Annotated in this window: 11 protein-coding genes; 8 read left to right on the top strand and 3 right to left on the bottom strand. The window is 68.0% G+C overall.

Features of this window, described 5'->3' with window-relative positions; translation table 11 throughout:
- The first annotated feature begins 64 nt into the window (after window positions 1-64).
- The 5 genes from ACZYZE_RS03370 to ACZYZE_RS03350 all read left to right on the top strand — a co-directional run bounded on the left by ACZYZE_RS03370 (window position 65) and on the right by ACZYZE_RS03350 (window position 8,271).
- Window positions 65-553 carry a PTS sugar transporter subunit IIA gene (locus ACZYZE_RS03370; RefSeq protein ID WP_463906237.1) on the top strand — a complete coding sequence of 163 codons (489 nt, stop codon included), beginning with the start codon at window positions 65-67 and terminating at the stop codon, window positions 551-553.
- A gap of 122 nt (window positions 554-675) precedes the next feature.
- A complete protein-coding gene (locus ACZYZE_RS03365; protein WP_463906236.1) occupies window positions 676-1,557 on the top strand; it encodes an SURF1 family protein in 882 nt (293 codons plus the stop codon).
- Window positions 1,554-2,066 (top strand): DUF3817 domain-containing protein, encoded by a 513-nt coding sequence (locus ACZYZE_RS03360; RefSeq protein ID WP_459317043.1) that lies wholly within the window; start codon window positions 1,554-1,556, stop codon window positions 2,064-2,066. Before ACZYZE_RS03365 ends, ACZYZE_RS03360 begins: the two co-directional genes overlap by 4 nt.
- A gap of 207 nt (window positions 2,067-2,273) precedes the next feature.
- Window positions 2,274-3,863 carry a glutamine-hydrolyzing GMP synthase gene (gene guaA, locus ACZYZE_RS03355; protein ID WP_459317042.1) on the top strand — a complete coding sequence of 530 codons (1,590 nt, stop codon included), beginning with the start codon at window positions 2,274-2,276 and terminating at the stop codon, window positions 3,861-3,863.
- A 256-nt stretch (window positions 3,864-4,119) separates the two neighbouring features.
- Complete coding sequence (locus ACZYZE_RS03350) at window positions 4,120-8,271, top strand: AAA family ATPase (RefSeq protein ID WP_463906233.1); 4,152 nt, start codon at window positions 4,120-4,122, stop codon at window positions 8,269-8,271.
- 61 nt (window positions 8,272-8,332) lie between these two features.
- Here ACZYZE_RS03350 and ACZYZE_RS03345 read toward each other — a convergent pair whose 3' ends face one another.
- The 3 genes from ACZYZE_RS03345 to ACZYZE_RS03335 all read right to left on the bottom strand — a co-directional run bounded on the left by ACZYZE_RS03345 (window position 8,333) and on the right by ACZYZE_RS03335 (window position 10,197).
- The gene (locus ACZYZE_RS03345) at window positions 8,333-8,896 is read right to left on the bottom strand and encodes an RcpC/CpaB family pilus assembly protein (RefSeq protein ID WP_463906232.1); all 564 of its coding nucleotides are present in this window, start codon (window positions 8,894-8,896) and stop codon (window positions 8,333-8,335) included.
- A gap of 270 nt (window positions 8,897-9,166) precedes the next feature.
- Entirely contained in the window at window positions 9,167-9,418 is a 252-nt protein-coding gene (locus ACZYZE_RS03340) for an FmdB family zinc ribbon protein (protein WP_459317039.1), read from the bottom strand.
- A gap of 149 nt (window positions 9,419-9,567) precedes the next feature.
- Window positions 9,568-10,197, bottom strand: a complete 630-nt coding sequence (locus tag ACZYZE_RS03335) for a 5-formyltetrahydrofolate cyclo-ligase (protein WP_463906230.1) — start codon at window positions 10,195-10,197, stop codon at window positions 9,568-9,570.
- 96 nt (window positions 10,198-10,293) lie between these two features.
- Between ACZYZE_RS03335 and galU the strand changes: the two genes are divergently transcribed.
- The 3 genes from galU to ACZYZE_RS03320 all read left to right on the top strand — a co-directional run bounded on the left by galU (window position 10,294) and on the right by ACZYZE_RS03320 (window position 12,957).
- A complete protein-coding gene (gene galU / locus ACZYZE_RS03330; protein WP_463906228.1) occupies window positions 10,294-11,211 on the top strand; it encodes a UTP--glucose-1-phosphate uridylyltransferase GalU in 918 nt (305 codons plus the stop codon).
- Between the two features lie 5 nt (window positions 11,212-11,216).
- Complete coding sequence (locus tag ACZYZE_RS03325) at window positions 11,217-11,834, top strand: GNAT family N-acetyltransferase (RefSeq protein WP_463906226.1); 618 nt, start codon at window positions 11,217-11,219, stop codon at window positions 11,832-11,834.
- 118 nt (window positions 11,835-11,952) lie between these two features.
- Window positions 11,953-12,957, top strand: coding sequence for a hypothetical protein (locus ACZYZE_RS03320; RefSeq protein WP_459317035.1), 1,005 nt, complete (start codon window positions 11,953-11,955; stop codon window positions 12,955-12,957).
- Window positions 12,958-13,027 lie beyond the last annotated feature (70 nt).

Here is a 13,027-nt window from a genome sequence, read left to right as displayed (position 1 = left end):
CGCGCCGACGGTCAGCCATCAGGCTGCCGGTCGGTGCAGCGACGCCACTTCGAAGGGATACCTCTTGGCGGAACCACTGGACCGGTATGACGCCGAGCTCACCACCCCCGAAATGGTGATCCTCGAAATGGACGCCACCGACAAGTTCGACGCCACGAGCCAGCTTGCGGAGCGGCTGTACGCCGCCGGGCGGATTTCCGATCTTGAAGGTTTCCTCCAGCATGTCAATGCCCGCGAGCACCAGTTGGCCACCGGGCTCCCGGGCGGCATCGGGCTGCCGCACGCCCGGAGCGAATTCGTTTCCCGCACGTCCATCGCCGTCGGCATCACCAAGTACGGCAGGGCCCTCGACTTCGGCGCCGCCGACGGTCCGGCCACGGTGGTCCTGCTGATTGCGACGCCGGCGAGTTCTTTCTCGGAGCACCTTGAAGTCCTGGCGACGCTGGCCCGGTCACTGTCCAAGGAATCGTTCCGCGAGTCTCTCCGCCGCGCCTACGATCCCGAAGTGATCGCGGAACTTATCAACTCCAGCCTGGTCTTCTTTGACCACTGAGAGTGGGGCAGGACCTTTCGTGTCGACTTCGTCGCCACGCAGGGACCCTGCTGCCCGACTCTAGGGGCAGGCCCTGCCGGCCCGTTTCGTTGTTCTACACGCGGACGAAGTACGGTTAAGGGGTGCTGAAAACTGCCCTCAAACCCCGCTGGATCGCAGGCCTCGTGTTTGCGATCGTGATTTCAGGGGTCTTTGTGCTGCTCAGCCAATGGCAGTTCGGCCGCTCGACCCAGCCGGAAGCCCCCGTAGCCACCACCACCGAGGAACGCAAGCCACTGACCACGGTGGTGCAGCCGGGGGACTTCTTCCCCGGTTCGGTCGCGGACCAGATGGTCACCGCCACCGGCAGCTACGATCCGCAGAAGCAGGTCCTGGTTCCCGGCCGCCTGAACAACGGCGCCAAGGGCTACTGGATTGTGGCGGCCTTCGCCGTAGAGGGTGCCCCCGTCCTGGCCGGTGCCGGAGCCTCGCCGGAGACCTGGATCCCGGTGGCCCGCGGCTGGGTTGCCGCCCCCGCGGACGCCGTGCCGCCGCCGTCGGGCACCATTGAACTGACCGGCCGGCTGCTGCCGTCCGAGGCCCCGCTGCCAAAGACCGACGCCGGGCCCGGCCGGGCCAGCGCCGTCTCCGTCGCGGAACTCATCAACATCTGGGAAGTCAGCAGCTACCCGGGCTTCGTCGCCGCGACGACCGAGCTTGCCGGCGGCCAGGACGTCGGCGCAGCCGCGGCCGGCGTCGGACTCAAGCCCCTCAATGTCGGCACCCAGCCCCCGCCGCAGAAGGTCAACTGGCTGAACCTTTTCTACGCCGCCGAGTGGGTTGTCTTCGCCGGATTCGCCTTGTTTATCTGGTGGCGCCTGGTCAAGGACGACTACCGCCGCGATCATGAAGACGCGCTGGACGAGGAGCAGTCAGCCGCCGCGGAGCAGCACATCACCGAACCGGATCCCCACGGACCGGATCCCCACGAACCGCACCCCACCGAACCGAAAGTCCAATCATGATCGAGCCCCAGCCGGCAGTCGCGCCGCAGCAGTCCAACGGAGCGGGAACCGCCGCCGGCAAGAAGCGCCGCTTCGGCGGAACCGAGGCCCAGATCCGCTCCGCCCTGAAGTTCTACAAGGTGCTCGCGTACCTGACCGGTGCCATGCTGCTCCTGCTCTGCGTTGAACTGATCGCCCGGTACGCGTTCGGCCAGTACCTCTTTGCCGGCGGGACCCACGCGGTCACCGGCGAGCCCTTCGGCCTCGGATTCGCCGACGCCGAGCCGGCTGGAGTCATCGGCGGGCTGAACCTCTCCGTCGCCGTCCTGATCGTGCACGGCTGGATGTACGTCGTGTACCTCATCTCCAACTTCCGCCTGTGGTCGCTCATGCGCTGGCCGTTTGCCAAGCTCATCATCCTGGCGCTGGGCGGCGTCGTGCCGTTCCTGTCCTTCTTCGTGGAGAAGAAGTTCCACGCCGAGGTGGAGGCGGAACTGGCCGCAAACCCGCAGGCACCGCAGCGCTACTAGGGGCCCGGCCCCAAGGCGCCGCCCGCCGTCGTGCGCCGGGTGCAGATCAGGGCGGATAGGGGCGGCCGATTCGCCCTGATCTGCACCCGCGGCGAGGTGCTCCCGTCCCGGACCTCCGGTGTGAGTTCGCTTACCCAGCGGCAGTTTCCGGGCCCGGGCCGGCTTTCCAAGGTGCGGGCGGACCGTGGCGCAAAGTAGGCTGGGACGGTGACTACTCCCACTGCATCCCAGACGTCCCACAAGCCCGTGCTGGTTGTTGACTACGGTGCCCAGTACGCGCAGCTGATCGCGCGCCGCGTCCGGGAAGCGAATGTGTATTCGGAAGTGGTTCCGCATACCTACAGCACCGAGCAGCTCCTGGCCAAGAACCCCGCCGCCATCATCCTCTCCGGCGGACCCGCCAGCGTCTACGCCGAAGGCGCCCCGAGCGTCGGCGCCGACCTCTTCGAGGCCGGGGTGCCGGTCTTCGGGATCTGCTACGGCTTCCAGGCCATGGCCAACGCCCTCGGCGGCAAAGTTGCCCAGACCGGCCTCCGCGAGTACGGTGCCACCGAGACCACCACCGTCGGCGAAGGCCGCTCCATCCTCGACGGTATGCCGCAGCACCAGAGCACCTGGATGAGCCACGGCGACTCCGTCCACGAGGCGCCCGAAGGCTTTGAGGTCCTTGCGACGACGGCCGGCGCCGAGGTGGCAGCCTTCGCCAACGAGGAGAAAGGCCTCTACGGCGTCCAGTGGCACCCCGAGGTAAAGCACTCGGCGTACGGCCAGCAGGTCCTGGAGAACTTCCTGTTCAAGGGCGCCAAGCTGGAACCGAACTGGACCGCGGGCAACATCCTCGAGGAGCAGGTCGATCGGATCCGCGCACAGATTGGCGATGCCCGGGTCATCTGCGGCCTCTCCGGCGGCGTCGATTCCGCGGTGGCCGCAGCCCTGGTCCAGCGCGCCGTCGGTGACCAGCTGACCTGCGTCTTCGTGGACCACGGGCTGCTGCGCGAGGGCGAAGCCGAACAGGTGGAACGCGACTTCGTTGCCGCCACCGGCGTCAAGCTCTACGTCGCCAACGAGCAGGAGCGCTTCCAGTCCGCACTGGCCGGCGTCAGCGACCCGGAAACCAAGCGCAAGATCATCGGCCGCGAATTCATCCGCGCCTTTGAGGAAGCCGAGCTGGCCATCATCGCCGAGGCTGCCGCCCACGGCGAGAAGATCAAGTTCCTCGTCCAGGGCACCCTGTACCCGGACGTCGTCGAATCCGGCGGCGGCGAGGGCGCGGCAAACATCAAGAGCCACCACAACGTGGGCGGCCTGCCGGAAGACCTGCAGTTCGAACTCGTTGAACCCCTGCGAGCCCTGTTCAAGGACGAGGTCCGCGCCGTCGGCGCGCAGCTCGGCCTGCCGCAGGAAATCGTGGGGCGCCAGCCGTTCCCGGGCCCAGGCCTCGGCATCCGGATCGTCGGCGAAGTCACCAAGGAGCGGCTGGACCTGCTGCGCAAGGCGGACGCCATCGCCCGCGCGGAACTGACCGCCGCCGGCCTGGACAACGAGGTCTGGCAGATGCCGGTGGTGCTGCTGGCGGACGTCCGCAGCGTCGGTGTCATGGGCGATGGCCGCACCTACGGCCACCCGATCGTGTTGCGCCCAGTGTCATCCGAGGATGCCATGACGGCGGACTGGTCACGGCTTCCCTACGATCTGCTGGCCCGGATTTCCAACCGGATCACCAATGAGGTGGACGGGGTCAACCGCGTAGTGCTCGATGTGACCAGCAAGCCGCCGGGAACCATCGAGTGGGAATAGCACTGGCCCAAATCAGCCAGTGAAACGGCCGGTCTCCTCTGGAGGCCGGCCGTTCCCTATCCGGTGCTGCCATGAGCCTCCGGACCGGGGGTCCGGCCGGAGTTTTGGATCCTGCGAATTCGGGTCCAATTTGCGTCCCGCCAGTGTTGCGGACTCTCACCGGGGCCGGATTCGGGCTACCCTCGAAAGCATGCCGGTATGGTCCAGGACGTCCCGCGCGAGTACAGAACACGCGAGCACAGAAAAGAAGGCAGCAGTGTCAGTTGGTCAAGGCCACCCCGAGGGCTCCGAGGAGCTCCGGAAATGGCTGTCCGGGCTGAAGCCCGTCACCGGAGCAGATACGATGCTGCGCTTCACCAAGACGCCCGAGGGCTCCATCGACCTGACCCACGCGCATCCGTCCGGCCTGGCCCAGCTGATGGCGGGCCGGCGCACGCGGCTTTCCACCCTGATCCGCGACCGCCAGCAGTACGTCGTGGCGGCCCGGGCCTCCCGCAACCTGCGGTCCAAGACCTTCGAACTCGCCAACGACCGCGGCATCGATGCAGGCTACTTCTCCGCGGGCACCGTCGTCTGGACCTCTGCCGTCGGGGGCAAGCCGCAGCGGATCTCCGCCCCCGTGATGCTGACCGCCATCTCACTCACCGTGCGCCCCGGCGAAGACGACTACGAACTGCAGCTCACCGAGCAGGCCAAGATCAACCCGGCACTGGTCCGCCATCTGAAGACCATCCACGGGATCGTTTTCGACGTCAATGCCGTGACCCGGATGGCGTACAGCACCGCCCGCTATGACCCGCAGCCGGTCCTGGACCGCCTGGGCACACTCATCCAGCCGATCCACGGCGCAGAAGTTGAATACAACCTCCTGGTTTCCACCTTCGCCGACCTTTCCGGCAACCTGGACGACCCGTGGATCAACGAGAACAACGCGCTCGTGACGGCCTTGGGACGCGCCGCCGGGGACGAATCGGTGGAGGTATCCGAGCTGAAGCCCAACCGCTTCCCGAGCACCGACGAGCGGGACCCCGCCGGCGAACTCCTGCTGCTCGACGCCGACACGGACCAGCAGTACGTTGTGGATGCCGTCCGCGCGGGGGACTCCCTCGTGGTCAGCAGCCCGCCGGGAACCGGCCAGACCCAGACGGCCATCAACACCATCGGCGCGCTCGTCGACGAAGGCAAGACCGTGCTCGTGGTGGGGGACAGGCGCGCCAGCCTGGGCGAAATCTCCGCCCAGCTGGACACGCTGGGACTCGAATCGGTCCTGTTCCAGCTCACGGGAAATGCCGCCCCGCTGCAGCTCAAGGGCCAGCTGGTGCGGGCCATTGTGCGCAATGAGAAGTCCCTCGAGCCCCAGCTGAGCAACCTTCACACGACCCTGACCGAGCACCGGCACGCCCTCAGGGACCACGTCGCGTCGCTCCACAATGTCCGCCAGCGCTGGGGCTGCTCCCCGTATGAGGCCATGCAGTCCTTGGCCGCGCTGACCTCCATCCAGCCGGAGGCGCCGGCCACCACCGTCCGGCTAAAACGCAGCGTGCTGGACAGCATCCGCGACCGCGAGGAACTGGCCGGACGGCTCCGCCGCGCCGCCGAACTGGGCAGCTTCAGCCGGTCCTCGACCACGAGCCCCTGGCACGGGGCTCGGCTCCTGACCCGCAAGGAAACCCAGGAGGCCCAGCAGGTTGCCCGCTCCGTGGCGGAAGGGCTGCCGGAACTGCGCGACCGGATGGACGGCGTCGCCGACCACGCCGAGATCCGCCTCGGCGAGACCTTCTCCGAGTGGGGCGACCAGATCGAACTGCTCGTCGCGGTCCGCGAAAGCCTCGACAAATTCACCCCGGACATCTTCGACCGCCCGGTCCATGACCTCATCTCCGCGACCGCAGCCTCCTCCTGGCGCCGCGAACGAAACATCGAGATGCCCTCCATGCAGCGCTCCCGACTGCGCCGGGTGGCCAAAGAGTATGTCCGGCCCGGTGTGCACATCGCGGATCTTCACAGCTCCCTCGTCCTTGTGCAGGACCAGCGCGCCGCATGGTCCGGGTACGCCACGACGCAGCGCCACCCGGCCGTCCCTTCCGGTCTGGCGGAAATCATCGTCCTGTACCGCGAGCTGGAAGCCGAACTCGCGGAGCTGGGCCAGGCCGTCCGGCACACGGCGGCCGGCGGGGAACTGTACGACACCCCTTACGAAGAACTGATGGAACGCCTGGAACGCCTGGTGGCAGATACCGGCACCCTCGAGACCCTGCCGGAGCGGACGCTCCTGGTGGAGAACATGCGCGAGCACGGCCTCGGCGAACTGCTCGCGGACCTTGCGGAACGCGAGGTGCCTGCGGAGTCGGTGGCGGCGGAACTTGAACTGGCCTGGTGGCAGTCGGCCCTGGAAGCCATGATCAGCGGGGATGACTACCTCGCCATGTCCGACGGCGACGCCCTTCGCCAGCTCGAAGCGGAATACCGCCTCGCGGACAACGCCCACATCGCGAGCGGCGCTGCCCGGTTGCGCTGGAAGCTTGCCGAACGCTGGCGGGCCGCCATCGGAGAAAACCCGCGGCAGGCGGACCTGCTCCGCAGCCTGCTCAAGGACGGCCGGGTGACCCTGGCCGCCCTAACCGGACAGGCCCCGGAGCTGCTGCCCATGCTCGTGCCCGTGTGGTCGGTCAGCCCGTACCTGATGACGGGCCTGCTCCCCGTGGAGCAGAGGTTCGACGCCGTCGTCATCCTCGACGCCGAGGCGACCTCCCTGCAGGCCGTGTTGCCGGCCATTGCACGCGCGAAACAGGTCATTGCCTTCGGCGACGACAGGATTGCCAGCCCGCGGACCTTCACCGTCAGCGTGGAACGGCTTGCCGCGGGCGAAAGCTCGCACCAGGGCGTTGAAAGCGCCTACAAGGCCCTCACCGGCGTGCTGCCCGTCTGGAACCTCCGGACGGTGTACCGCGCCGTCGACGAAGACCTCGTGCGGCAGTTGAGCAAGGGCTTCTACGACGGCGGGCTCCGCCGGCTTCCCGAAGGACAGTCCGCGACCGGCCTGGACCGGGCGTTGACGGTGGAGTATCTGCCGGACGGCACCGGCCTGCCCAGCGCGGACCAGGACGGCGTCGAGTCCGTGGTCGCCGAGGTGAACCGGGCCGTTGAGCTCGTCTTTGAACACGCCAGGCTCCGGCCCCGGACCTCGCTCGCCGTCGTGACCGGAAGCCTCCGCCATGCCGCCCGGATCGGCGAGTCGATCCGGCTGCAGCTGCCCAACTACCCGCTGCTGGCCAGCTTCTTCACCGCGGGGGACGAATCCTTCCGCGTGGTGGACCTTGAACGCGCCCAGGGCCTGGTCCGCGATCATGTGATCTTCTCTCCTGGCTATGGCCGCACCCCGCACGGGCGCGCGCTCCACAATCTGGGCCCGCTGTCCGCAGAGGGCGGCCGCGCCAAGTTCGCCCTCGCGATGACCCGGGGACGCCGCTCGCTGCACGTGCTCAGCTGCTTCCGTCCCGAGGACCTCGACGTGACGAGGCTGAGCCACGGCGCGGTTGACTTCTACGAGCTTCTGGACCGCGAAATCGCGGGCAACTCGGATCTGGGCAGCCCCGCATCGCGGGCCGCCGCCAGCGAGCAGGCCCTTGGCGCCGACCCCCTCGTGGCAGACCTGGGCGACCGGCTCCGTGCCCGCGGGGCACGGGTTTGGCACCAGTACGACGGGGCCCTGAACATGGTGGCGGCGGCCGACCCGCTGAGCACCATCGGCCAGGACGACGCCGAAATTCCCCGGCCCGTCGCCATCGAGTCAGACGGCACCGAGCAATACCGGCGGCTGACCGTCCGCGAACGGAGCAGGCTCCGGCCGCAGCTGCTGGAGCGACTTGGCTGGCGCTACATGCCACTATGGACAATAGAGGTCTTCACCGATCCCTCGGCCTGTGCCGACCGGATCGGCGGCTACCTGGGCCTGGAAAAGCCTGCCGTGCCCAGCCGGAACCGGACCTCGCCGGGATTCTTCGACGACGATGTCGAGAACCTGGCCGTCAATGACGCGCAAGAGCGGACCCCATGGTTCCAGAGCCGCTCGGACTGGCCGGACATTGAGGACGGGCGCGCAACGGATCACGGCAGCAAGGAGACCGGCAGCATGAGTGCAGACGGTGATAGCCAAAACAACGGTGCGAGCAGCAGCGACGTCGATCACAGCGGTGACGGCAGCGGCCGGGACGCGCACAGCCGGGACACCGAGGTCCGGCAGGATGGACAGGAAGCGGCCAACCAGCCCGCGGCCCGCGCCTTGGTCCCCGACGGTGTGCTGCCCAACAAGGCCGCTGAAGACGATCCGCGGCGCTGGGGCGACCAGCCCAGCGGGTACGACCACGACTCGTGGCTCGAGGAACAGAAGCCTCCGCACTGGGGCTAGACCCGTCACGGGGAGTCCTGACATCTCCGCAGGAGTTTGCTGCCGACTAACTCAACTTAAATCAGCCGGGGACGGCAGCAACGAGGACGAAGAACAGCTTTCCCTGGGTGGAGGCCCCGGCGAGCCGCCGGGCCTGATCAGGGTCGGCGGCCACAACCATGAGTCCGTCCGTTTCCCCACCGGCCAGCCACTGGCCCGCCTTCCCGCCGTGCGCGGAGGTCCACAGCACAGGCACAGCCGCGGCCAGAAGCTGGGACGCCGCCGGCTGTTCGAAGCCGTTGCCGCTCGTCATCACCACATTCACGAGTTGACCGGGGGAGAGTAGCTGGGTTGAAGCCGGATCAGCCATCCGGAGCGGCACTGCCGCGGATCCGGCCGGGCTGCCGGCCAGCAGTCCGGGCCCCAGTAGCTGCGCATCGGTGAGCAGCTGGCCTTTGCGAAGTGCTACCGCCAGCTGCTTGCCCGGTAGCTCGGCGCTGGTGCTGAAGCTGCCGCCGGGGACAATGGCGCGGGGGACGTTCAGCACCGCGAGGTCATCCGGTGCCAGCGTCCTGCCGGCCGGCAGGTCCCTGGCCGCGGCGAAGGCGGTCACGGTGTCTGCGGGTTCGGGAGTCAGTTGCTGCACAGTGAGGCCGGCAGCGACGCATAGCAGTAGGGCTACGGCGAGACGCCGGTTGCGGCTGAGCCAGCGGCCCAGGCGTCGGCGCTGCGGCAGGCGGGGCGGTCTGCGGGTCCGCCCTGGGTATCCGGGGGCCGGACGTTGCAGTCGGCTGGAAACAGGTGACATGCCGCCACGCTACGCAGCGGTGCCGTCTGGCGGCAGTCGCGCGGGCGCCTATGTGGACAAGTTGGCGTCCACCGCGCGGAAACGCGGCGGGACGCGTGGGAATTCGTCCTAGGAAGCGGAAGCTGCCGCAGGCGTTGCAGCGGCAGCCGGGGCCGGTGCGGGCGAGACGGTGCTGCCCTTGGCCTGCCGGGAATCGGTCCGGTAGAAGCCGGAGCCCTTGAAGACTACGCCGACGCTGTTGAACTTCTTGCGCAGGGTTCCCTGGCATTCGGGGCAGGACGTCAGGGAGCCGTCTGTGAATGACTGCACGATCTCGAAGTTGTGGCTGCAGTCCTTGCAGGCGTATGCGTAGGTGGGCACTGGAAATCCTCCTCTAGGACAAACGATCAGGTCCCGTGCTGCCCGGTCCGGATCACCGCCGACATGTCTGTCGGCCGGTTCCGTCCCTTAGCAGTCGCAGGGCCTGAGTGCTAATTCTATCATCCCGGAGACGGGGTCTCCCGGGGCGTTCACAGCAGCCGGATCAGCCCGGCCGGTGTCAGGGCGGCAACAACCTTGCGGTCAAAGGACTCCGCCGGGATGCTCCCGGCGGGCAGCACCTCGCCGTCGTAGACGACGGCGGCGGTCGGCAGCGGCGGCAGCGCGCCGGCGTCGGGCAGCGGGGGCCGCAATGGCAGGACGGCAACCAGGGCCGCAAGGAACTTGTCGTAGTAGCCGCCGCCCTGCCCGATCCTGTTGCCGGCGAAGTCGACCGCGGTGGCCGGCAGGAAGATGCCTGCGACCTGCCCCATCACCGCTGTGCCGTGGCGTTCCCCGGCAGGCTCCTGGATGGGGGCGTAGCGGCTGCGGACAAACCCGGAAGACGGCGTCCAGAATACCCAGCTCAGTTCGAGCGCGGGCTCGCAGACCGGCAGCAGTACCCGGTGTCCGGCCCCGTGCAGCGCCGTCAGCAGTGGGAGGGTGGGCGGTTCGGACCCCACGCCCAGATAGGCGGCGAAGGTGCCGGGTCCCGGAGAAACCGCGGAGGCCCAGGCCAGGCCGTGGCGTGCGAGCGCCGCCCCGGCGCTCTCCAGCTCAGCCGTTGACAGGGCGGCGCGCCGGGTGCGGTGGCCGGACCGGATCTCTTCCTTGGACGCCATGACGGCTTACTCCTCCACCTGCTGCAGCCCTGGAGTGCATGCCCCGGCGGCTGGAATGATTACCTATTGTTTTGGTCCCTCCGTTAGATTAGTCGAGTGACTACACCCAACGCTCCCGTACGCAAGGCCGTCATCCCCGCTGCGGGCCTCGGCACCAGGTTCCTTCCCGCGACGAAGGCCATGCCCAAGGAAATGCTGCCCGTCGTCGACAAGCCGGCTATCCAGTACGTCGTCGAGGAAGCGGTCAACGTCGGCCTGAGCGACATCCTGATGATCACAGGACGCAACAAGCGTGCGCTCGAGGACCACTTCGACCGCGTCCCCACGCTTGAAGCCACGCTTGAGGCCAAGGGTGACACCGCCAAGCTCGAGTCCATCCAGGCCGCCAGCAACCTCGGCGACATCCACTACGTGCGCCAGGGCGATCCGCTGGGCCTGGGACACGCGGTCCTGCGTGCCAAGCAGCACGTCGGCTATGAGCCGTTTGCTGTCCTGCTGGGTGATGACCTGATCGATGCCCGCGACGAGCTGCTCAGCACCATGATCGAGGTGCAGGCCAAGACCGGCGGATCCGTCGTCGCCCTGATCGAGGTGGACCCCTCCCAGATCAGCGCCTACGGCTGTGCCGACGTCGAAGTGATCGCGGGTGAAGAGTACGTCCGGATCAAGCACCTCGTGGAGAAGCCCGACGTCGACGACGCCCCGTCCAACCTGGCCGTGATCGGCCGCTACGTCCTCCACCCGGCGGTCTTTGAAGTACTGGAACGCACCAAACCCGGCCGCGGCGGGGAAATCCAGCTCACCGACGCCCTGCAGGAGCTCTCTTCCGGCGACGGCGAAGGCTACGGAGTCTACGGCGTCGTCTTCCGCGGCCGCCGCTACGACACCGGCGACAAGCTCAGCTACCTGAAGGCCTGCGTCCAGCTTGCCTGCGACAGCGATGACCTGGGTCCCGGCCTGCGTGAGTGGCTGCCCGGCTTCGCCTCAAGTCTCGCTCCCAGCCTGACCAAGTAACTCCCGTGGCGGGCTTCAACTGGCCGGTCACGCTGGAAAGCGGCGACCTCGTGCTGCGCCCGATCCGCTACCGCGACCGCAAGGAATGGACCGAAGTCCGCTCCCGCAACAGCGATTGGCTGGCGCCCTGGGAAGCGTCGAACCCCGCTCCCGGTGGCGGGCTGCCGGATTACCGGCAGATGGTGAGGTCCCTCAAGGCCCAGGCCGCCCAGGCCACCGCCCTGCCGTTTGTCATCACGGCCAGGACGCCGGGGTTCCAGGAACCCGTGCTGGTGGGCCAGCTGACGGTGTCCTCGATCGTATGGGGCTCCGCAATGATGGCAACGCTTGGCTACTGGGTAGATAAGGACCGGGCGGGGCGCGGCATTGCCCCGACCTCGGTGGCAATGGTGACGGATTACTGCTTCACCACCCTGGGGCTGCACCGGATGGAGATCAACATCCGGCCCGAAAACGGACCCAGCCTGCGGGTGGTCGAGAAGCTCGGCTTCCGCGACGAGGGCTCGCGGCCGCGCTTCCTGCACATCAACGGGGAGTGGGCGGACCACCGCAGCTTCGCGCTGACCTCCGAGGAAGTCCCCGAGGGTCTGCTGAACAGGTGGCTCCAGGGCCGCCCGGTGTGAGTGCGCGGCCCGCTCCCGAGCCGCCCTGGCCTCATAAATCCAGTGAATTGCCAGTTGTCCCGCGACACACCGGGGACAATGCGGCGCCGTTCCGTGTGTTGCTCATACGGTTTTGAGTGTGGACTTCCCTCTTAGCAGCTCTGTGATCCTGGTCATTGCTGTTGCGCTCTGGATTGTGTGGGTTGGCCCCTACATGCTCCGGAACGGACGCCACCAGCTGCAGCCTGCGGGCGAGCTCCTAACGGACGTCATCGATCTTGAAATGCCAGAACCCCAAGCCGGGAATGTCATGAAAATGACGGCCCAGCAGGAGAAACCCATGACCAGTACGCAGCGCACGGAATACGCCACGAGCACCGCCGACCTCGACGGCGCCCGGAAGCCTGCCGGACCCGGTCCGGCCTTCAAGATCCGCTATGGCCGGCTCGGCCTCGCCGTGGCCGGCCTGCTGTTGCTGCTCACCGGGGTGGTCTCGGCGGCACTTCGGATCTTCGGTATCGGCCCTGCCTTGCTGCCTGTTGTGGCCCTGCTGGCCGCCGTCGCCGCCGTCGTGATGCTTCGACGGCTGGCCGTCCGGGACCGCCGCCGCAAAGTGAACGCTGCTTTCCGTGCGGCGATGAGTGCACCGGCCCGGCCGGCGCAGCCCGCTGCGGAGCGTGGCGACGCCCGGCAGCCATCAGGGGACACCGGGTCCGCCAGGCGGACCGAAACTACGCTCTTCGACGCCCAGGCCGAGCCTGCCGCCCGCAAACCCGCGCCGAAGCCCCTCACTGCCCAGGATCTGCGTCAGGCGGCCCTGGCGGAAGCGGTGGCCTCGGGTGACACGTCCGTCCGCGTCGCCGCGGCCCCCGCCCCGCCGGCCACCGAAGGATCCAGCTGGGAACCGGTGAAAGTTCCGAAGCCCACCTACGTTGAAGCGCCGAAGGCGGAGCGTGCCGCACCCGAGCCGCTCGATCTGCCGGAAGCCCCGAAAGCTGTCGGCAAGCCCTCGCTCAAGCAGGGCAGTGCCACCCAGGCGGCATCGGCCGCGCCGCTGGGTGCTGACGCCGAGGCGAAGCCTCTCGGGAAGGCCCAGAGTGCGCTCAGCAACCTGGACGACGTCCTGCAGCGCCGCCGCGCCTGAACCACTTCTTCAAAGCCCCGGGCAGCCAGCGAAGGCAGCCCGGGGCTTTTTCGTGCGGTCCGAGGACTGC

Source organism: Pseudarthrobacter woesei, from assembly GCF_055412745.1.
The sequence above is the reverse complement of the archived record's forward strand: the minus strand, read 5'-3'. Positions and strand labels throughout refer to the sequence as shown.